The organism is Leptospiraceae bacterium (assembly GCA_016708435.1).
Classification (GTDB): Bacteria; Spirochaetota; Leptospiria; order Leptospirales; family Leptospiraceae; genus UBA2033.
Genome location: JADJFV010000033.1, coordinates 88223 through 108902 on the forward strand (window position 1 = coordinate 88223; position 20680 = coordinate 108902).

Here is a 20680-nt window from a genome sequence, read left to right on the forward strand (position 1 = left end):
ATTAATGTTTGCTTTCGGCGTTGACTGCTTTCATGATTTTTGGAAATCCTGCTGGTTCGAGAATACTTGCCGCGGTAGCAACCCCACCCATTAAAGCTCCCATGATTCCGAGAGACATTACGTCAGAGCCAGAAAGATAAAAGTTTTTTAGTGGAGTTTTGGCACCTAGACATTTGAGTTTGTATCTCTCTGGAGTTGCGGATAATCCATAGAATTCTCCGTTTGGTCTGCCCGATAACTCTACATACGTAAGTGGTGTGGATAATTCCATGTATTCGACAAGGTCTTTGAAGCCAGAATAATGCTTTTCTACAAGGTTTAGTAGACCTTCTGAAATTATTTTCTTCAGAGCTTCATAGTCTTCGCCGCGCTTTCTCCATTTTGTATTTTCCCATTTTACAAAAGAATCAAAGTTTGCAAATGAAATAATCTCTGCTGTATGTCCTTTAGCACTCTTATTTTTTAGAGAAGGAAAAGATAAATAGCAGGCTTTTGGATTTCCTTTGAGTAGCGTATTATCTGAATTAGCTGCTTCTTCGTCATGATTGTAGGATTCATAAATCCAATTGTTCTCGCCTTTGAATCCAAGCTCAGAAGGATCTTTTTTTAATCCCAGGTAGAGTGTAACAGCACTTTTCCCCTTTGGGATAGCCTTAAGGTCTGCGTAATAGGATTCAGGAACAAAACCTTTTAGTAGTTTCGAGTAAGAATGGAGTGCGCCTGTAGAGGATACGACAATGGGAGCTTCGAAGATTTCAACTTGCTTTTCTCCGCGTTTGTGTTGGACTTCTACTCCTATCACTGTATTGTCTTCCACTATTAATCGAGTCACTTCCGTGCTTAATAAGCATTTACCGCCGTTTGATTCAATGATAGTTTTCGCGGCTTCTGCAATTGTGCTAGCACCCCCTTCTGGATAAACGGCTCCTTCCAGATAATGAGTTGCTATAATGGAATGAATTAAAAATGCACTCTTGGCTGGAGGCAAACCATAATCACCCCATTGACTCACAAGAAGAGCCTTTAGCTTTGGATTTTTAAAATGAGCATCGAGGTATTCTTGCGTTGTGGACAATGCAAGTTTTTCACTCCGTTGGTTCCAGAGGCGAATAAAAAAGCCAATAAAACTCGGAACTAATTCTGCCATCATTTTTAATTGTGCCCATCTACCGGCTTTTTTCATATCTTTAAAATACGTTTTGATTGCTACTTTTTCTTCCGGGAATTGTTTGCATAATTTCTCCGTATATTCTTTTTCATTAGAAGGAACGGTAAAGGTGAAGTCAGGATAAATGAATTTTTCAAATTCATAGGGTAATGCATTCCATTTCAATTTTTTATTTGTAATAAAATTAAAGATGTTTCCCCCCATTTCTCCTTCTTTCATCTTACCAATATAATGCACTCCGACATCCCAACTGAATTTTACTTTTCGTTTAAATTCATGCGTTAAGCCCCCGAGCTCCCAGTGTTGTTCGATGACTAAAACTTTTTTCTTTCCAACTTTCGTAAGAATTGTAGCAGTGGCTAATCCGCCTATGCCCGAGCCAATCACAATTGCATCGTATTTACTATTCATATTTATTTTCCTTTCGTTAAGTTTTTTATCTCTTTTAAGTCCTGCATGATCCAGAACATCAATTCGAAAGTGTCTCCTACATCTTCTGTGCTTCCTAGGTTTACTATAATATGCGAATCATAATCGGGAGAATAAAAAAGAAGTGTAGATAAAAGACCAGAATGTCCATGTGAATCGGGAGTGCTAGGCATTAGAAAAGACATATCACCAAATCTAACAGTCATTAACCCCTGTCCATAATAGATTCCGTCCATGAATTTATTCTTTCCCATGAGAGAAAGATAGGTTTTGTTTGGGACTAATTTTCCATTGAGAAGAGCTTTCTGAAATAGAAGTAAATCTTCTGTTGTTGAAATCAATCCTCCCCCTGCCCAATCTGCACTTATACTTTTAAATCCAGTCACATTTTTATCCCCAAGCATCATCGTAGAAACGGGTAATTTTGTTTTGTCGCTAGGCTCGCTTCGTAGATACATATATGTATTCTTCATCGCTAGAGGAGCAAATATCTTTTCTTGTAATACCACTTCTAGTTTTTTGTTTGTAATCTTTTCAATGACTAGACCTAATAGAATATAGCCAGTATCGGAATAATGAAATTTGGCGCCAGGTGGTGCGATTGCTTTTTGGTTTGTTCTTGTAAAATTTACTAAATCCAAAGGAGTCCAAAACTTCTCAGGATTTGTTGTGATTTCGTCGATTACTGATTTGTTCTTTTTGTCAACACTGTCAAAGTAATCATCAACTCCTGAAGTATGCGAAAGTAAATGAGAAATAGTTGCTTTTTCAGAATAGTCAACACCTTCATAGACAAATAGATTTATTAAAATTTCGGCTCCAAGTATTTTTTGCACGGAATCGTTTAATGACAATTTGCCGCTCTCAACTAATTGATAAATCAAAACACTGGTAAACATTTTTCCAATGCTAGCTGTATGAAAAGGCTGATCGGGTATTACTTTGCTTTTTTGATCTTCCAATAATCCAGCCGAAGACTTTAGGTGAATCTTTAAACTATCTGAGTGGACTAACAGAGTTGCCGCTTTGCTATATTTAGAATTTTTAAATGTCTTTTCAAATCGTTCAACAATTTTTGCTTCGCCTTCTTTTACAGAAGTTATGCTGCAATGAATAAGGAAAAAACCAATCCAAAAATAAATTAATTTCATATTAATCTCCTTTACTTCCCAATGCTTTTACGATTTTTAAAAAGGATTCAATTCTTTCTTTAGGCGCTTTACGAACTGGACCAAATAGAGTTGATTTAACGGGGCTAATACCGCAAAACTCCAAAGTTCCTTTTTTGAAAGCATTTAATCCAGGGGCATTTCTAAACCATTTATAATACCAAGTTGGTGCATCCATGGTAATGATAATACGAGCAGTTTTATTCTTTAATAGTTTTTCGGGTAATGGCGATTTTTCTCTGTATTTGAAAGCGAATCCGGGTAGAAAAGTTCTATCGATAAATCCTTTTAAGAGTGCTGGCATCATTTCCCACCAAACAGGGTATACAAAAACTAAATGTTGTGCTTCTAAAATATATTTTTGCGCTAAAACTAAATCAGGTTCAAAGACTTGTTTTGATTTATATCCTCCATAAAGAGAAAGATCAAATTTTAAATCAATAAGCTCTAATAACTTCACATCATAGCCGGAATTCTTAGCTTCTGTAAAATATGTTTGAGCAAGAGAAGCGCATAACGAGTCTTTGCCTGGATGCCCTTGTATAATTAGTATTTTTTTCATCGCATTATTCCTCAGTAATTCAATTGAATCGAAAGATTTGTCTCAGCTTGATTCATAATAACAGAAGTATCTTTGAATGCAGGCGGACCCATTTTCCCTTTTACATTATTTGAAAATCCGTATCCTTCTTTTGGCATCCCGATAAAATTTCGATCTAGTTTTTGATTTTCGTTTTCGTCATGGTAGACGGCTACTGAATAGTTGCCGTAATCAATCTTGTCAAAAATGATGATCCCATTTGAATCGGCAGGCGTTCTGCTTACGTAGGTGAATTTTTCCTGATTGAAGTCTGTATCGCTTTTAAATAAAGCAATATTTATAGTGCCTTTTTTATTTTTTATACCCTGAACACGAATTGTGAGTTTCGTATTATTAGCCGCTTGACTGTAGATTGTTTCCATTAAAAGGAAAATTCCAAATACCAAAATATTCTTTGCTCTCATTATTCTTCTCCGTCTTATAATTTTGATTCTATTGTGTGAATAGTTTCCTCTATCCATTCTAAGTAAGCTTTTTCGTAAAGCTCGCCCATGCGACGAGTTGCTTCCCATAGAATTGCATCACGGGCACAGGCCGGGTTTTCAATCGCAGCATCGGCAATTACTTTTGTGGTTACATGCAAATATGTGTTCAATTGCTCAATATGAAGTTTACGCTGTAGATGCAACTCATGCAGCAAATCTTTCTTATTTACATTTGCAGAGAAAAAAAGCTTTAAAAGCAACTCATCTTTGTTTTGAGGTATTTCAGTTAACGGTTTTTCAAGCCAAGTCTGTAAGTCCTTTCTACCCGCAGGCGTAATGGAATATCGTTTCCGATCAGGCTTATCTTCTTGGTTTTCGATTTCCGAAGTGAGTTTTTTTTCTTTTTCCAGCGCCTTCAAAGTCATGTAAATCTGGCTTAATTTGCAGTGCCAAAAATAGCTCGTTGATCCATCCATTGCTTGTTTCAATTCGTAGCCAAACATGGGCTGGTAGTTTAAATACCCTAAAATGGCATATTTAAGCATTTATAATGTCCTTATACATAATAATTTATATATAAATATTTATATATAAAAGCAAGCAATAAAATCACTGACTCGGAAAAATTTAATTTTGTTTATTGAGTGAAAGACTCTAGGGCAGCGTTTTCTGAATCGTAGATTTGCAGAATTGCCTTCATGGAATTTTGTTCGATAATCTTTTTTACAAAGCCAGTTACGTTTAGAATTTTTAGACTACCGCTATATTGCTGAAATTTTCTTGTCCATGTGACTAAGCTTACAAAACCAGAAGAATCCATGAAAGGCACATTTTCTAGGTTTACAATAATGCGAAGCTTGTTTTCGCGTATAAATTTTTCAAGTAGCTGGGTAATTTCTTTCGTGTTGTATAAATCTATTTTCCCACTAATAGATATCAGGATAACATTGTCTTTTTCTTTTGTTTCAATTTTCATATAATGCTTCCATGCAGGCTTTTGGTAATTTGTATCAAGTGCATTTTTACATTTCAAGAAGAATAAATTTTAAACTGATATAATTTTGAAAAAATGTAATTCTGGATTTGATTTAGGAAAAATTACTTGTTTAAATGCAGGGAATTACGCTGATACGTGGTATATTATTATTTGCCTCTTGATGGTAATATCTACTTGAGTAGTTATGACTGAACTAAATTCCTTCGTATTTTTTCTTTAATAATTCTACTAGCGAGTTGTAATCGTCTTCGCGCAAATGAATGGAGTGTCCGCCGGTTAAAATCACTGTATAACCTTCTTCATCGGAAGAGTAATTTCTTATTGCAATGACTGCGTTTAATACGATGTAGCCTGATCCATCTTTTAATTGATACATGTTTACATTCCTTAGAAATCTAGGATTTCTTCAACTGATTTAAATGGGGCTGATTGTGTTCGTTCATTTTTTGCAAGATTTCCAATGTAAAAAATCTTTGGCGAATAAAACCCTTTAGAATCAATGGATATTAGAAGGATTCTAAAATGGCAACTGTAGAAGAAATTAAAAGAGAACTCACCAAAGTAAAACACCCAGAACTCAAGAAAGACTTGGTTTCGCTTGGAATGATCGGAGATATTGAAAAAACAGAAGAGGGCTTTTTGATCAAAGCAAAAACTCCATCGGCAGATAGAAAATTGCAAATCGGTCTCGAAGCGCAAATTCGTCAGTTTGTGACCAAGCTTCCTGATGTGGGAAAAATTAAAATCAAGTTCGATGTAGATCCCAATATGAAGTTTGATGACGGGAATAAAATTCCTGGAGTTAAACGGACAATTGCGATTGGCTCTGGTAAGGGTGGGGTGGGCAAATCTACAGTAACTGCAAATCTCGCAATGACACTTGCAAATAAAGGTTTTAAGGTTGGTCTACTTGATGCAGATATTTACGGTCCTTCCATTGGAAAACTTTTTGGGATTAACGGGCGTGTTGCGCTCAAGTCAGAAGAAGATAAAATCTGGCCTCTTGAAAAATACGGAATCAAAATCATTTCTTTTTCTTTTTTAGTCGATGAGAACCAACCTGTTGTTTGGCGCGGTCCTATGCTTGGCAAAGCAGTTGAACAATTTCTTTACGATATTGTATGGGGTGAACTTGATTATCTGCTAATTGATCTTCCTCCAGGAACGGGTGATGTGCAATTGTCGCTTGCTCAACTTATTGATTTAAACGGAGCGGTTATTGTTACTACTCCGCAGGGTGTTGCTACTCTTGATGCATCGAAAGCGGGTGCAATGTTTAATCAGGTTAAAATTCCTATACTTGGAGTTGTGGAGAATATGAGCTATTTCATTCCGCCTGATATGCCCGATAAAAGATATTCTATCTTCGGCGAAGGTGGTGGGCAAAAACTAGCCGATTCTTTTAAGACGCCGCTCCTTGGAAAAATTCCCATGACCATGGATATCATGCAGTCTGGCGAAGCGGGCGATCCAATTGTTCACGCGCAAAAATCAGGCGCAGTAGCAAGCGCATACTCTGATATATTCGCTAAACTAGAAACCGAAATCGCAAACTGGGAATAGTGTGCAGTCACCTCGAACATGCGAAGGCGTTGGGCGCGACCAAGCGCAGGGCGGAAAAATCGTGAGAGGTCTATTTGACAATACCACAGCGTATTAAGCAAAATAGATCTCTCACGAAAAGGCTGTTCGAGATGACCGTTTAATCCATGTATAAGAATCTAATCATTATTTTCCTTTCTCTGGCACTTGTGCAATCGGGGAGTCTTCTGATGACTTCTACGAATACATTGATTGGGCTTGAATTGACAGGAAGTGAGTCATTATCTACACTTCCAGTTTCCTTAAATATTATTGCCTCCCTTCTTCTTACTATACCGGCTTCTTTTTTTATGGCTCGATTTGGAAGGAAGAGTGGATTTCTATTAGGAATTCTTTTTGGTCTTGTGGGGACAAGTTTTGTTATCCTCGGTTTACATACAAGGAGCTTTGTAATATTTTGTATGGGAAGTATTTTTATGGGATTTTTAAATTCCTTTTCCACATACTTTCGTTTTGCCGCTGCCGAAGTATCTCATCGTGATTTTAAATCTCGTGCTGTATCTCTCGTTCTAGCAAGTGGTGTTATTGCTGCTCTTATTGGACCAAATCTTTATAAATGGGGACTTAGTGTTTTTCAAGAACTCAAATTCATGGGCGGGTTTATTTTATTATACCCCTTGTATGCAATTGCATTTACAATTCTATTGTTTCTAAATACAGGAAAACCCGCTGCGATGAACTGGAGGACTAGCAAATCAACCAAAGAATTATTACTTAAAACTCCCCTTCTTAAAATCATTGCCCTTGGAAGTTTTGCTTACATTGTAATGGTGCTGATTATGGTAGCAACTCCACTCGGTATGAATCATTATCATTTTGGAATGAATGATATAACCCAAGTGATTCAGTTTCATGTTCTAGGAATGTTTGTGCCTTCTTTTTTTACAGGAAGTCTTATTAAGCGTTTTGGTGACAGGAAAATAATGTTAGCCGGTGCAATTCTCTTTTTGATTTGTGCATGGATTAATTTTATTGGTCATTCTCATATGCATTTTATATCTTCCCTGATTCTTTTAGGAGTAGGTTGGAATTTTTTATACGTTGGTGCAACTACACTTCTCTCTTATCAGATTCACGCTGAAGATCAACCGAAAGCGCAGGCACTCAATGATTTTTTTGTCACCGCCTTTGCTGCGATTTCAATAGCATCTTCCGGCAAACTTCACGAAGCACTAGGTTGGGCTAATTTGAATTTACTCGCAGTTCCCATTACTATATTGGGGATAGTTATCATTATGCGCAAACATAAAGTGATTGGGTGATTTAGAATTTGTAAAAACATTTCCATTGTATTTACGCATTGTTATTAAGATAAGAATTTAAACAGTCATTTCGAACATCGCTTGGCGGCTGGAAACTCCATGCAAATGGGAGATTGTGAAAACTAATGGCTAACGATAGTGTTAAGCAAGATAGACCTCTCACGATGAAGCTGTTCGAGGTGACAGTAGTAAAATCATTCTTATCTTAATTGCATTGATCGAAGCTGGACGAAATGTTTAGATTCCTTTTTTTATCAAAAAAAATACTATAGGAATTCGAAAGTATCAGTTTTTAAAACAGGTTCTGGAGAAAATTCGATGTTCTTACCCGTTTCGCCAATGAATGTTTTTGGTTTAAGAAAATTAGATATTACTTGAGATTAACTTGTTTTCCTAAATTCTGGCATATGTTATGCCACAAAGTAAAGATATCTCCTCCGTATTAATCATTGGTTCCGGTCCGATAGTTATCGGGCAGGCTTGCGAGTTCGATTACTCTGGAACTCAAGCAGCAAAAGCACTCAAAGAAAAAGGTCTTCGGACAATTTTGGTGAATTCAAATCCAGCTACCATCATGACCGACCCGATGCTTGCAGATGCAACTTACATTGAACCACTTACCGTTTCGGTTCTCACAAAAATTATTGAGAAAGAAAAACCTGATGCTGTTCTTCCTACTGTCGGTGGACAAACTGCACTCAATTTGGCAATGAATTTAGTCAAAGAAGGAATTCTGGAACGTTATGGGGTAAAGCTCATAGGAGCTCAAGCAGAGGCAATTAAAAAAGCAGAGGATAGAGACTTATTTAAAAAAGTAATGCTCTCTATCGGAATGAATGTCCCTAAGTCAGGTCTTGCTACCAATATGGAAGAGGCAAGAAAAATAAAAGATCAAGTGGGGATACCATTGATTGTCCGCCCAGCCTTTACTCTCGCAGGAACAGGCGGTGGGCATTGTCCAAGAGAAGAAGATTTCGAAGAAGTGGCAATGAAAGGGTTAAATGCTTCTCCTATCAGTCAGATATTAATTGAAGAGTCTGTAATCGGTTGGAAAGAATACGAATTAGAGGTTATGCGAGATACGGCGGATAACGTTGTAATTATTTGCTCTATCGAAAACATTGATCCAATGGGAGTTCATACGGGAGATTCCATTACAGTCGCTCCACAACAAACGTTATCCGATAAAGAATATCAATCCATGCGAGATATGGCTCTCAAAATTATTCGAGAGATTGGAGTTGAGACAGGTGGGTCTAATATACAGTTTGCGGTAAATCCGAAGAATGGGGATGTAATTGTAATTGAAATGAATCCGCGGGTTTCTCGTTCATCCGCTCTTGCCTCTAAGGCGACAGGTTTTCCAATTGCTAAAATTGCTGCTCTACTTGCCATTGGTTATACACTAGATGAAATCAAGAACGACATAACGCGTGTTACCCCCGCAAGTTTTGAACCTTCTATTGATTATGTTGTTACAAAAATTCCACGTTTTGCATTTGAAAAATTTCCCGGCGCAGATAGCACACTTGGAGTTCAAATGAAAGCGGTTGGTGAATCTATGGCGATTGGACGAACCTTTAAAGAAAGCTTTCAAAAGGCTCTCCGCTCTTTAGAAAATGATAGACTTGGTTTTGGTTCAGATGGTTATCTAAAAGAACTCATCGAATTACATAAAATACCCGCTTCTGAGAAAAAAGCATTTATAACTAAAGCAATTAAAATTCCTACAGACAAACGAATCTTCAATTTAAAGTTAGCGTTTAACGCCGGTTTTACAGTAGAAGAAATTGCAACCATCACTGGAATGGAGCCATGGTTCCTACGGCAAATGGAAGATATCCACAAGGTAGAATTTGAGTTTATTGAAAAAGGATTTGCCGTTATCCGCAAGATGAAACAATTTGGTTTTTCCAATCGACAACTTGCTTATCTTTCTTCTAAAGCAGAGATTGATTCTATTTTAGAATCTGAGTCTATTGTAAGTAAAATTAAATCCAAAGTAAATTCAATCCTCGTTAAAAAAGAAAAAGAAGTAGAAGACTATTTAATCAAAGAAAAAATCTTTCCTGTCTACAAAAGAATTGATACCTGTGCGGGAGAATTTGAAGCATATACTCCTTACTTCTATTCAACCTATGATACCGAAGATGAATCCAATGTAACCGATGCAAAATCTGTTATGATTCTTGGTGGTGGTCCAAATCGAATTGGTCAGGGTATTGAATTTGACTATTGTTGTTGTCATGCTTCGTATGCACTCCAAGATATGGGTGTTGAATCTATCATGGTAAATTCTAATCCTGAAACTGTATCGACTGATTATGATACTTCGGATAGACTTTATTTTGAGCCACTTTGTCTTGAAGACGTAATGAACATTTACCGCAATGAAAAACCGGTAGGCGTTATCGTTCAGTTCGGGGGGCAAACACCACTTAAGCTCGCAAATGAATTAGAAAAACGAGGCGTTCCTATTCTTGGAACAAGTCCTGATTCGATTGATCGTGCAGAAGATAGAAAAAGATTCGTAGAAGTTTTACAAAAACTAAATCTCAAACAACCTGCAAACGGTATGGCATCAAGAAGAGAAGATGCACGTAAAATTGCAAAAGAAATTTCTTATCCTGTCTTAGTTCGTCCTAGTTATGTTTTGGGTGGTCGAGCAATGGCAATCATCAACGATGAAGCCGGTCTTGATAAATACATGGATGAGGCTGAGGAAATTTCAGAAGAAAGACCAATTTTAATTGATTCCTTCTTAGACAGTGCCGTGGAAGTAGATGTGGATGCGTTATCCGACGCAGAGACTGTATTTATCGCAGGAATCATGGAGCATATCGAAGAAGCGGGAGTGCATAGTGGGGATTCGGCTTGTATGCTTCCACCGCAAAATATTTCCGAGAAAATGCTTATTGAGATAAAAGCGGCTACTCGTAAATTGGCGCTTGAGCTTGGAGTAAAGGGACTTATTAACATTCAGTTTGCAATCAAAGAAGAAACTCTTTATATTTTAGAAGTAAACCCAAGAGCATCTAGAACAGTTCCTTTTGTTTCTAAAGCGATTGGAATTCCGATTGTAAAGTATGCTACAATGATTATGCTCGGAAAAAAACTAAAAGATTTAATTCCAGCAGATGAGTATTCAGTTAAGTTAGTCAATGTAAAAGAAGCTGTTCTTCCATTTAATAAATTTCCAGGCGTAGATACAATTCTCGGTCCTGAAATGAGATCTACCGGAGAAGTAATGGGAATTGCCGCTACTGCCGGTGAAGCTTATTTGAAAGCACAAATCATGGCAGGGGAAGAGACTCCTAAAGGTGGAACGATTTTTGTAAGTATCAATGATAAGACTAAGCAAGATTTGCTTCCTTATATCGTTAAGCTTTCGAAGTTAGGCTACAACCTAATAGCCACTAAAGGAACTCATAAGCTTTTGTCGGATAACGGTGTTATGTCGCTCGTGATCAACAAACTTCATGAAGGTTTTCCGAATGTTGTGGATTATATCAAAGATAAGAAGATTAATCTAATCATCAATACTCCTCTCAGTCGGGTAACTAGAGACGATGCGTTTGCCATTAGACAAGCAGCGATCAAATATCGAGTGCCATGTTTGACTACTGCGGAAGCAGCAAGAGCGCTAGTTGATGGGCTCGTTGAGATGGGAAATAAAGGCTTTAGCATTCGATCTCTGCAAGAGATTCATAAAAAGTAGAATACTTTGCCACAGAGACAAACAATGTTTGTTGAGACAAGGGAAAATTTAGACACGAAGGGCTGAAGGAAAGAATGATTTTTGTAATCTGCTCAAGTGGTCTTCATGTCCTGCCTGGTGAAAAATCTTAATTCCACCGATTGAGGTCTGAGTGGCAGAAATTACGCCTTATGTCTGTTAGCCGCCCACCATTGGACAAGGTTGATAGAAAAAAATAGCACAAAAGAAATTACAAGTGTAGACACTGCAAGCGCAGTCGCTCCTACATAATCATACTGTTCTAGCTTTGTGAGAATCAGCAAAGGAGTAATTTCACTTACCATAGGCATATTTCCTGAAATAAAAACTACAGAGCCATATTCGCCTAATCCACGCGCAAACGCTAAAATAAATCCGCTGATTAGAGCAGGCAAGATAGTTGGGAAAATTACTTTGAAAAAGGTTTGCAGCCTGTTAGCCCCGAGACTTGCAGCGGCTTCTTCTACTTCTTTGTCTAATTCTTCTATCACAGGCTGAACGGAGCGAACGATAAACGGTAGACCTATAAAAACTAACGCAACAAAAATTCCAGCCGGTTTATACGCGATGAAAATTCCAGCAGGCTCTAAGAATCTACCAAACCAACCATTCTTAGAATAAATAGTTGCCAGTGTAATTCCGGCTACAGCAGTTGGAAGGGCAAATGGCAAATCAATGAGTGCATCTACAATTTTTTTCCCAAAGAAATTATAGCGAACTAAAACCCAAGCAATCAGAAGACCAAAAACAGCATTCGTCAGAGCCGCAAGAAAAGAAGCTCCAAAGCTAAGTTTATAAGAAGCAATTACTCGGGGCTCAGTTATTACACTCCAAAATTCAGCGAAGCTTAAAGAAGAAGTTTTTATAAAAAGTCCAGCAATGGGGATAATTACAATTATGCTGAGATAAAAAACTGTGTATCCGAGTGAAATTCCAAAGCCGGGTAGTATACTTTTTTTCTTTCCGAACATATTTACTTTTCCTTTTAATTTTAGATTGCGTAATCTTGCGATTCATCGAAGAAGATTCTGGTCTCTTTGGGGCTAACAAAGACTTTGTCCGCTTTCTTTATTCCCAATTCTTTATAACGTTGCATTGGAATTTCTACGAGTATAGGTTGATTGAACTCGTCTAATAATTCAACTCTCACAAGGGAGCCTGCTGGACTGATATGCTCTATCACCGCACTTGAAATTGTGTCAGCCTGTTTTGTGCGATGAATATCAAAATGATAAGGACGAATATAAATAAAGGCTTTGTTATTGTCTGACTTAGCTTCGCCTTTATGTTCTAACTCTTTGTCGCCTACGAACAATTTGCCGCCCTCGACTCTTCCGTGAAATAGATTTACATTTCCAATGAAATTGTAAACAAACGGAGTAGCCGGATTTGTATACACTTCTTCTGGAGTTCCAACTTGTTCAATTTTTCCTTGATTCATAACAACTACTCTATCAGCAACTTCAAGTGCCTCTTCTTGATCGTGTGTTACAAATACACTTGTTACATGAATTTCATCATGAAGTCTTCTGAGCCATCGTCTGAGTTCTTTTCTTACTTGAGCGTCTAACGCACCAAATGGTTCATCTAAAAGAAGGACTTGTGGCTCAACAGCTAAGGCTCGTGCGAGTGCGACTCTTTGTCTTTGACCACCGGAAAGTTGTGATGGGAATCTATCATGTAGCAATTCTAATTTTACAAGTTTCAAAAGACTCTCTACCCGATCTTTAATTTCAGATTTAGAAGGACGCACGCTTCTAGGGCGAACTTTAAGTCCGAAGGCAACATTTTCAAACACAGTCATATGTTTAAATAGAGCATAGTGTTGAAAAACGAATCCAACTTTTCTTTCACTTACATGTTTCTTAACAGTATCCTCTCCTGAAAAAAGGATCGAGCCGGAGTCTGGATGTTCAAGACCGGATATTATCCGGAGTAATGTTGTTTTGCCGCAACCGGAAGGACCGAGTAACGCAACAAGCTCTCCAGCTTCAATTTTTAAATTTAAACCTTTGATGGCATGAAACTTTCCAAAATGCTTATTGATATTTTGAATTTCTATACTCATGATTTATCACCTTTATGACTGAAGTAATTTATAATTTCTTTTATGATTAAAGTTGCGATAGCGGCTAATGTTAAAATTGAAGCTACGGCAAATGCACCAACATAGTTATACTCGTTATATAAAATTTCTACATGCAATGGGATAGTGTTCGTTAGCCCCCGAATATGTCCGGATACGACAGATACAGCACCAAATTCTCCCATCGCTCTTGCATTGCAAAGAATTACTCCATACAAAATTCCCCATTTGATATTTGGTAATGTTACTTTCCAGAAAGTTTGCCAACCACTTGCGCCGAGGATGATTGCCGCTTCCTCTTCCTCTGAGCCAAGGGATTGCATAATTGGTATTAGCTCCCGTGCGATGAATGGGAACGTTACGAAGATAGTTACAAGCACAATTCCGGGTGTTGCAAAAATAACTTTGATATCATGATTGTATAAGTATTCTCCGAAGTAGCCTTGCGTTCCAAAGATAAGAACATAAATCATTCCTGAAATGATTGGTGAGACTGAGAAGGGAATGTCAATTAAAGAAATTAACAAACTCCTTCCAGTAAATTCAAACCGTGCGATTGCCCAAGAGGCAGCCACTCCAAAAATTAAATTCAGAGGCACTGTAAAAAGCACTGCAATCAATGTAAGCTTCATTGCGGAAACTGCCATTGGGTCAGTGATACTTTCCAAATATACTTCATATCCTTTTTCAAATGCGTAAATGAAGATCGAGAACATAGGAACAACCAAAACAATCAGTATAAAGAGCAGTGCAATGGATGTTAAAATAAATTTTACAAAAAAAGATTCAGAGGTATTTAAATTGTTTTTCATTTTCTTACGCCGAGTTTTTTCTTTCCAAGCCTGCATACCATATCCAATATATTAAACTTTTTGTCAAATATATTACGCGACATTGTGTCGTTTTAGGGAAACTAGGGAAGAATTTCATGTGAAAGTATTCAAGAATTGAATATCTAGGCATAATTTATTGGATAGGAAAATTACCCTTCCTATTTTATTTGGTTAATAACTCACGAACGAGAGGGTGAATATGAAACAAAAAATGAAGGTATTTTTAATTGTTAGTTTTCTTTTCGCAATACAAGCATTATCCGCTAAGGATTCTATTTTAAATGTATCGTATGATCCGACAAGAGAATTTTATAAGGCTTACAACGAGTTATTTGCAAAGCATTGGAAAACAAAATCAGGAAAAGAAATTGAAGTCAATCAATCTCATGGTGGTTCAGGTAAGCAAGCTCGCTCGGTGATTGATGGACTTGAGGCAGATGTAGTAACACTTGCGCTTGCTTATGATATAGATTCCATTTCTGAAAAAGCCAAAAGACTTCCTGCTGATTGGCAAAGGCGGCTAACACACAATAGCTCTCCCTATACATCGACTATCGTATTTCTAATCAGAAAGGGCAATCCTAAAGGTATTAAAGATTGGAATGATCTAATTAAGCCGGGAGTGTAGGTAATAACGCCTAACCCCAAAACGAGTGGTGGTGCGAGATGGAATTATATGGCAGCCTGGGGATATGCGCTTAAAGCAAATAAGAATGACGAAGAGAAAGCCAAACAGTTCGTAACCGCTCTTTATAAAAACGTAAAAGTATTAGACTCAGGTGCAAGAGGAGCAACGACTACGTTTGTAAATCGTAAAATCGGTGATGTTCTAATCAATTGGGAAAATGAAGCGTATCTTTCTTTGAAAGAAGCAGATCCAAAAGACCCGGTAGAGATTATTGTTCCATCTACAAGCATTTATGCTGAGCCTCCTGTTGCTCTCGTTGATTCTAATGTTGACAAACATAAGACGAGAGAAGTATCAGAAGAGTATTTGAAATTTCTTTATTCTGTTGAAGCACAAGAATTGGCTGCCAAGAACTTTTACAGACCGACGCTTGATTCTGTTTTAAAGAAATACAAATCTACTTTCAAAGATGTAAAACTTTTTACGATTGATGAAATTGCTGGCGGATGGAAGAAAGCGCAGGAAAAGCATTTCAAAGACAAAGCCTTGTTTGATCAGATCTATTCGAACAAATAAAAAATTCTTGCAATCACAATAAATTGAATACGATGACTGCTATGAAACAATTTGTCATCGTATTCCTTTTTACTTTTTCTCTTTATGCAGAGCTTTCGAAAGCGGAAAAAGACAATCTCACAAAGACAGCAGAATGGCTTGCGGCATTCGATATAAAATATTCCAAAGCATGGACTCCGCCTGATAGCAATAAGCCGGTGAAGCTAGACTGCTCCGGGACTGTTCAATATCTATACAGCAAAGCATTGAGCAAAACAATGCCACGCGATTCTTATTCGCAATACAATTTTTTCAAAGAGAAGGGCTGGTTGTTTCAGCCTCCGAAAGGTGCGGATAATAAGGTGAATACGGAAGAATTAAAAAAGCAATTAAAGTTTGGTGATTTAATCTACTGGCAGGATTCATACAATGTGCCACCCGATAGAACACCACCAGTAAGTCATGTTATGATCTATATGGGAACGGATGTAACAGGCGTTATGCGCGTTGCAGGCTCTAATACCTGGGGCGATGGTCTAATCACGAAAGGAGGAGGACCTGATATTTATGTATTTGACCCAAATCAAAAGATTGGTTGTGTTAGAGAAGTTGAAGGAGATAAAAAGAGCAAATGCTTGCGTGATAGTGCCTTCATTGGCTTCGCACGATTTGACGCTGAAAAGCAGGTAATAGAGATTAAACCCAAAGAAGATAAAAATCCAGACATAGTAACTCCAAAGGAAAACAGTCATGATCCTCAAAAGCCAGATCCAGATGTGGAACTAAGATGAAACTACTAGAAAAAGTAAAAGCCAATCTCAATCGAAAATTAATGTCTTCTTCTGTTTTGAAGGTATTAGAAGAAGAAGAGTTAAATGGTGCAATCATTGCAAATCGATTTAGATATTTGTTTTTATTTTTAATTGTTGCAGGGGCAGCAATTAATCAATTTGAAATAAAAGATTTGGAAGCACGAAATAAAGGAATTATCATTTATGTGACAGGATTTTTTATTTATTTTGCGATTACTATTTTTCATACCCGCATTTTGACTTGTGGTAATAAAAATAAAATTCGCTTTTTTGGCTTTGTGACTGTTCTTTCTGATTTTGCTGTTTTGACAGGAATGATGTTTTCCTGGTATAAGTTGGAGAGTGCGGATAATTTTAATTATTTTCTGAAAAATCCATCCTTTATATATTTTTTGTTTCCTTTCATCTTGTCCTTAATACAAATTCGTTTGTCTTTAACGATAGTTTCCATAGTTGCGTTTCTTAGTATTCATATTTCTTCTGTTATATATGGAATGTATTTAGGTGTTCCCTTATCAGTTGATTGGAAATTGTATATTTTAGGAGATCAAATATATACCAGTGATTTATTTCTTTCTAGACCAATAGCTTACAGCAGTTTGGCGCTAGCGATTGGCTTTTCTATTTATAGAACCATTTTTATGGTGAAAAGAATTGGAACTATCGAAGCAGAAAAAAAATCTCTTAGTAAATATTTTTCTCCTGAAATTGTCGAAGAGATTACAAAAAATCCTGAGGTGTTAAATCAAGGAAAAAGGCAAGAGGTCACGATACTCTTTCAGGATATTCGCAATTTTACAAAAATGTCAGAGGGAATGAATCCGGATGAATTGGCTGAATTCTTAAATGAATTTAGAGCAAGGATGACGAATGTAGTATTTGCAAATGGAGGAACATTAGACAAATACATTGGAGATGCAATCATGGCAACGTTCGGAACACCGAATGTTACGCCTAACGACACGGTGAATGCGGTCAATACAGGATTACAAATGTTATCCTCACTAAGCGAATGGAATATGATTCGAAAGAAACAAGGCAAAGAAGAAATACGAATTGGAATTGGTCTTCATTGTGGAGAAGTTTTTACTGGTAGTGTTGGATTTGCCGGTAGAATGGAATATACCGTTATCGGAGATGCAGTCAATACTGCTTCTCGTATAGAAAGTCTTTGTAAGCAGTTTCAAGCAGAGTTTTTGATTTCCGATGAGGTCTATCAAAAAGTTAAGAATTCGATTCAAGCAGAAACTCTTCCATTAGTTGAAGTAAAAGGAAAAGAAAAACCCTTACAGGTTTACAAAGTTATTTCCTGATAAAATAATGGCAAGCACAGAGGCGATAATTAAATATTGAATAAAGGAACTGAGAATAAAATGAAATCAAAATTAGATTTAATCAAAGGCGGTATATGGGGAGTATGCGTTGGTGATGCACTTGGGCTACCTGTGCAATTTAAACTAAGAAATTATTTTAAGCGAGCACCGGTGAGCGATATGATTGGTTATGGAACATTTAATTTACCTCCGGGTAGTTGGTCGGATGATACTTCGATGACACTTTGCATTGCAGAAAGTTTAAGTAGAGGATACAATTTAGACGATATAGCTAATAATTTTATAAAGTGGTTTCAGAAAGGCTACCTTACTCCTTATGGGACCGCCTATGATATTGGTGGCTCAACGAATAGCTCAATCAGGCGACTAGTAAATGGCACTTCTCCATTAAACTCTGGAGATGCAAATATTGAGGCTAATGGCAACGGATCTCTCATGCGAACTTTGCCTTTGGCTTATTACTTTCATTTCAAACAAACAGACGAGCCGACAAAATATAAGATGATAAAAGAAGTATCTGCGATTACTCACGCTCATCCGCTCTCAGTGATTTCTTGTTATATTTATATTGACTTTGCATTGCTGCTATTGCAAGGAATTTCCATCGAGAAATCTTTTCAAATCATTGTAGCGGATAAGAGCAAATACCTCGGGTATTTGAATCCAGCAGAGAAAGTTTATTTTCAGAATATTTTCGAAAAAGACTTAAAGAATTTCTCTGAGCCGCAGATAAAATCGAGTGGGTTTGTGATTGATTCTCTTGAAGCATCTTTCTGGTGTTTATTGAATTTTTCTGATTACAAGCAGACTGTAATTCAAGCAGTTAATCTCGGAGACGATACAGATACGATAGCCGCCATAGCAGGTGGAGTAGCCGGCATTCATTATGGATTTAGTTCTATTCCTGCGAATTGGGTGAGCACGATTGTAAAAGGGAATGATATAGATGCAGTTTGTGAGGTGTTTGCTAAGAGTTTTTAGTTTTTCATTTCTGAATATTGGTTCTAAAAATTTCTTTTGCATCTTTGTCGATAAATTGAACCAATGCATCTCTTTCTTTAAGGGTAACTACAATAAACCCCGCCTCTGCTTTTGCAAAGATAGAGAAGGGGTTACTCTTCATTTCGCGCACCTTTGAACCAGCTCCGGAGATAAAAAAGTGAGTTCTCTTCTTCGGATTTTTTAGAAATTGCAAATCATGATCGTGACCTGAAAAATACAAATCTACCCCGTTATTCTCTAAATTATCCAGGAACTCGCTTTGAAGGGAAACAGTATCTCCGTGGTCTCCGGCTGAATACACTGGATGGTGGCCAACAACGATTTTCCACTGCGAGGAATTTTCTCTCAAAACTATGTTCATCCAATTCAATTGTGTGACTCCCTTTTCTTTTCTCATATAAGACCTATAACGAAATCCCAAGAAATGAATGAACTCATTCGTATCTGTAATTACAAATAACACTTTCTTTGATTGAGTTAAGTTTTTCTCGAAGGAGTAATAAGGGCTAGGAATAATCCAAAAAGAATTTTTCTCACTATAATCAATTAGGCTTTGAATATTGCCCATATAATCGTGATTACCCAGTGCGATATACCAGGGAATTTTGTTTGAAGCGGGATAAATTTTCTCAAACGATTCTTGGAAATGTAGATCGTTTATATCATTGACTCCGGTTTGATAAAAATTATCTCCCGTCGTGAGGATAAAGTCTATTTTCTGCTGGGTCCTGATTTTATTCATAGCAGAGGCAACTTGCTTTTGAAAAAAATTTCCCTTTTCGCCCCAATCTCCAATAACGATAAATCGCAATTCACCTCTCGATTTTTCTTCTTTTTGATTTTCAGTGGAATAATTCTTAGTCGTCGGTCTTGGGTTAGGCATTCTGTGAATCATGAACTCACAGGCGGAAAAAGTGGCTAATATCAAAAGAAACAGGAGAATGGTAGGTGTTTTCGAATTCATTTTGGCTTTTGTTGAATTAAATTCTGAGTGAGCCTTTCTTTCAAGGAAAATTTGAATGTGTAGAGAATTCTAAATCTAGGGAAATTCAAAAATGGACGATAAGAGAAAGAGGATACTTCATTCTAATTCAATTATATCTAGAGTGAATATATTTTATGTCGAGAGGTTTTTGCTTGAGAAAACATTTTATAATTATTTTATTATTGGGAAGTTTTAAATTATTTTCTGATTCGAATCAGCTTCCATCCGAGTTCGCCTATAACTTTAATTGTGCAGCGGCTAAGAGTTGTAATCTTCTACTGAATCATACAGAGGAAGATCTATTTGAAATTGAAGACGGATATAAATATTACGGCAATAGTCTTGGTGAATTCTATTGTGAAGAAGTTTCTGCGGCAAAGAAAATAAAATGGAAGAGAACTCTTGGAGCTGGAATCTATGCTCGCCCTTTAATTTTAGATGACAAAGTGATTTTTGGCTCTAAAGATGGAGCGTTATACGCACTCAATAAAAACACTGGAAGTATTGTATGGAAATACAACACCGCAGGAGAGGTAATAACTTCGGCAGCGGCTAACAAAGAACAAATTGTATTTAGTAGCACAGATGGAAATATTTATTCGATTACACAAAGACATGGTGCAAGGAAATGGTTGCATTTAGCGAGTTATAAAATCAATACTAATCCCGTTGTATTTAACGACAAAGTTTTTTTTGGAGATGCGGACGGAAACTTTTATTGTCTAAGTGCGGATAATGGCTCTTTGCTCTGGAAGATACATCTTACTGGAACAATATTACCTCATCCATCTGTTGAAAAGAATACAATGTATATTGCGACTACAAATGATCTAATGGCAATCGACTTAAAATCTGGAAAGCAAAACTGGAAAGTGGGAATTCCTAAACTCAAAAAAGCAAGCGTAGTATTGGCAGGTGATAATCTTTTGCTTTATGATTTTATTGATTCAATCACTTATTATAATCCATGGTCTGGAAAGAAATTAGGAACTAGATTCCAAAAACCAGCAGGTAGGCAAAAGATTTACAATTTCGACGGGGAAGAAACCAATTAGC

Annotated in this window: 18 protein-coding genes and 1 pseudogene; 8 read left to right on the plus strand and 11 right to left on the minus strand. The window is 37.0% G+C overall.

The genetic code is table 11. The annotated features are described in order from the left end of the window. Position 1: 1 nt before the first annotated feature. The 7 genes from IPH52_21195 to IPH52_21225 form a co-directional block, all read right to left on the minus strand. A complete protein-coding gene (locus tag IPH52_21195; protein ID MBK7057515.1) occupies positions 2-1579 on the minus strand; it encodes an NAD(P)/FAD-dependent oxidoreductase in 1578 nt (525 codons plus the stop codon). 2 nt (positions 1580-1581) lie between these two features. Beyond that, entirely contained in the window at positions 1582-2748 is a 1167-nt protein-coding gene (locus IPH52_21200; GenBank protein ID MBK7057516.1) for a beta-lactamase family protein, read from the minus strand. A 1-nt stretch (position 2749) separates the two neighbouring features. Further along, positions 2750-3328, minus strand: a complete 579-nt coding sequence (locus IPH52_21205) for an NAD(P)H-dependent oxidoreductase (protein ID MBK7057517.1) — start codon at positions 3326-3328, stop codon at positions 2750-2752. Positions 3329-3339: 11 nt separating this feature from the next. Then, positions 3340-3771 (minus strand): DUF2141 domain-containing protein, encoded by a 432-nt coding sequence (locus IPH52_21210; protein ID MBK7057518.1) that lies wholly within the window; start codon positions 3769-3771, stop codon positions 3340-3342. Between the two features lie 14 nt (positions 3772-3785). After that, complete coding sequence (locus IPH52_21215) at positions 3786-4337, minus strand: PadR family transcriptional regulator (protein ID MBK7057519.1); 552 nt, start codon at positions 4335-4337, stop codon at positions 3786-3788. A 92-nt stretch (positions 4338-4429) separates the two neighbouring features. After that, the gene (locus IPH52_21220; protein MBK7057520.1) at positions 4430-4825 is read right to left on the minus strand and encodes an STAS domain-containing protein; all 396 of its coding nucleotides are present in this window, start codon (positions 4823-4825) and stop codon (positions 4430-4432) included. A 157-nt stretch (positions 4826-4982) separates the two neighbouring features. After that, the gene (locus IPH52_21225; GenBank protein ID MBK7057521.1) at positions 4983-5165 is read right to left on the minus strand and encodes a hypothetical protein; all 183 of its coding nucleotides are present in this window, start codon (positions 5163-5165) and stop codon (positions 4983-4985) included. A 146-nt stretch (positions 5166-5311) separates the two neighbouring features. Here IPH52_21225 and IPH52_21230 point away from each other — a divergent pair, with 146 nt between their 5' ends. From IPH52_21230 to carB, 3 genes are all read left to right on the plus strand, one after another. Continuing rightward, positions 5312-6352, plus strand: a complete 1041-nt coding sequence (locus tag IPH52_21230) for an Mrp/NBP35 family ATP-binding protein (protein MBK7057522.1) — start codon at positions 5312-5314, stop codon at positions 6350-6352. A 146-nt stretch (positions 6353-6498) separates the two neighbouring features. After that, entirely contained in the window at positions 6499-7653 is a 1155-nt protein-coding gene (locus IPH52_21235; GenBank protein MBK7057523.1) for an MFS transporter, read from the plus strand. A 412-nt stretch (positions 7654-8065) separates the two neighbouring features. Further along, positions 8066-11371 (plus strand): carbamoyl-phosphate synthase large subunit, encoded by a 3306-nt coding sequence (gene carB, locus IPH52_21240; GenBank protein ID MBK7057524.1) that lies wholly within the window; start codon positions 8066-8068, stop codon positions 11369-11371. A 161-nt stretch (positions 11372-11532) separates the two neighbouring features. Here carB and cysT read toward each other — a convergent pair whose 3' ends face one another. Genes cysT through cysW form a run of 3 tightly spaced genes read right to left on the minus strand, consistent with a single transcriptional unit; the run spans position 11533 to position 14323 of the window. Then, complete coding sequence (cysT, locus tag IPH52_21245; protein ID MBK7057525.1) at positions 11533-12360, minus strand: sulfate ABC transporter permease subunit CysT; 828 nt, start codon at positions 12358-12360, stop codon at positions 11533-11535. A gap of 20 nt (positions 12361-12380) precedes the next feature. Then, on the minus strand, positions 12381-13457 hold the full coding sequence (locus IPH52_21250) for a sulfate ABC transporter ATP-binding protein (GenBank protein ID MBK7057526.1): 1077 nt from the start codon (positions 13455-13457) through the stop codon (positions 12381-12383). Then, positions 13454-14323 carry a sulfate ABC transporter permease subunit CysW gene (cysW, locus tag IPH52_21255; protein MBK7057527.1) on the minus strand — a complete coding sequence of 290 codons (870 nt, stop codon included), beginning with the start codon at positions 14321-14323 and terminating at the stop codon, positions 13454-13456. The genes IPH52_21250 and cysW overlap by 4 nt, the downstream gene beginning before the upstream one ends. Before the next feature lie 184 nt (positions 14324-14507). On the opposite strand from cysW, the pseudogene IPH52_21260 reads away from it, so the two are divergent. The 4 genes and pseudogenes from IPH52_21260 (at position 14508) to IPH52_21275 (ending at position 18618) form a co-directional block, all read left to right on the plus strand. Beyond that, positions 14508-15512, plus strand: a pseudogene (locus IPH52_21260) (sulfate ABC transporter substrate-binding protein). Positions 15513-15553: 41 nt separating this feature from the next. Then, a complete protein-coding gene (locus IPH52_21265) occupies positions 15554-16282 on the plus strand; it encodes a C40 family peptidase (GenBank protein ID MBK7057528.1) in 729 nt (242 codons plus the stop codon). Next, on the plus strand, positions 16279-17616 hold the full coding sequence (locus tag IPH52_21270) for an adenylate/guanylate cyclase domain-containing protein (protein ID MBK7057529.1): 1338 nt from the start codon (positions 16279-16281) through the stop codon (positions 17614-17616). The genes IPH52_21265 and IPH52_21270 overlap by 4 nt, the downstream gene beginning before the upstream one ends. A 60-nt stretch (positions 17617-17676) precedes the next feature. Next, entirely contained in the window at positions 17677-18618 is a 942-nt protein-coding gene (locus IPH52_21275; protein ID MBK7057530.1) for an ADP-ribosylglycohydrolase family protein, read from the plus strand. Positions 18619-18622: 4 nt separating this feature from the next. Here IPH52_21275 and IPH52_21280 read toward each other — a convergent pair whose 3' ends face one another. Further along, a complete protein-coding gene (locus tag IPH52_21280; protein ID MBK7057531.1) occupies positions 18623-19603 on the minus strand; it encodes a metallophosphoesterase in 981 nt (326 codons plus the stop codon). Positions 19604-19806: 203 nt separating this feature from the next. On the opposite strand from IPH52_21280, the gene IPH52_21285 reads away from it, so the two are divergent. After that, positions 19807-20679: a PQQ-like beta-propeller repeat protein gene (locus IPH52_21285; protein ID MBK7057532.1), complete on the plus strand. Its 873-nt coding sequence runs from the start codon at positions 19807-19809 to the stop codon at positions 20677-20679. Position 20680: the final 1 nt, after the last annotated feature.

What these genes read in the sequence shown, in the direction of transcription:
- IPH52_21215 (MBK7057519.1), bottom strand. Translation starts at nt 4,337, where the DNA reads ATGCTTAAATATGCCATTTTAGGGTATTTAAACTACCAGCCCATGTTT.
- IPH52_21230 (MBK7057522.1), top strand. Translation starts at nt 5,312, where the DNA reads ATGGCAACTGTAGAAGAAATTAAAAGAGAACTCACCAAAGTAAAACAC.
- IPH52_21225 (MBK7057521.1), bottom strand. Translation starts at nt 5,165, where the DNA reads ATGTATCAATTAAAAGATGGATCAGGCTACATCGTATTAAACGCAGTC.
- IPH52_21210 (MBK7057518.1), bottom strand. Translation starts at nt 3,771, where the DNA reads ATGAGAGCAAAGAATATTTTGGTATTTGGAATTTTCCTTTTAATGGAA.
- IPH52_21205 (MBK7057517.1), bottom strand. Translation starts at nt 3,328, where the DNA reads ATGAAAAAAATACTAATTATACAAGGGCATCCAGGCAAAGACTCGTTA.
- carB (MBK7057524.1), top strand. Translation starts at nt 8,066, where the DNA reads ATGCCACAAAGTAAAGATATCTCCTCCGTATTAATCATTGGTTCCGGT.
- IPH52_21250 (MBK7057526.1), bottom strand. Translation starts at nt 13,457, where the DNA reads ATGAGTATAGAAATTCAAAATATCAATAAGCATTTTGGAAAGTTTCAT.
- IPH52_21200 (MBK7057516.1), bottom strand. Translation starts at nt 2,748, where the DNA reads ATGAAATTAATTTATTTTTGGATTGGTTTTTTCCTTATTCATTGCAGC.
- cysT (MBK7057525.1), bottom strand. Translation starts at nt 12,360, where the DNA reads ATGTTCGGAAAGAAAAAAAGTATACTACCCGGCTTTGGAATTTCACTC.
- IPH52_21235 (MBK7057523.1), top strand. Translation starts at nt 6,499, where the DNA reads ATGTATAAGAATCTAATCATTATTTTCCTTTCTCTGGCACTTGTGCAA.
- IPH52_21275 (MBK7057530.1), top strand. Translation starts at nt 17,677, where the DNA reads ATGAAATCAAAATTAGATTTAATCAAAGGCGGTATATGGGGAGTATGC.
- cysW (MBK7057527.1), bottom strand. Translation starts at nt 14,323, where the DNA reads ATGCAGGCTTGGAAAGAAAAAACTCGGCGTAAGAAAATGAAAAACAAT.
- IPH52_21280 (MBK7057531.1), bottom strand. Translation starts at nt 19,603, where the DNA reads ATGAATTCGAAAACACCTACCATTCTCCTGTTTCTTTTGATATTAGCC.
- IPH52_21265 (MBK7057528.1), top strand. Translation starts at nt 15,554, where the DNA reads ATGAAACAATTTGTCATCGTATTCCTTTTTACTTTTTCTCTTTATGCA.
- IPH52_21195 (MBK7057515.1), bottom strand. Translation starts at nt 1,579, where the DNA reads ATGAATAGTAAATACGATGCAATTGTGATTGGCTCGGGCATAGGCGGA.
- IPH52_21270 (MBK7057529.1), top strand. Translation starts at nt 16,279, where the DNA reads ATGAAACTACTAGAAAAAGTAAAAGCCAATCTCAATCGAAAATTAATG.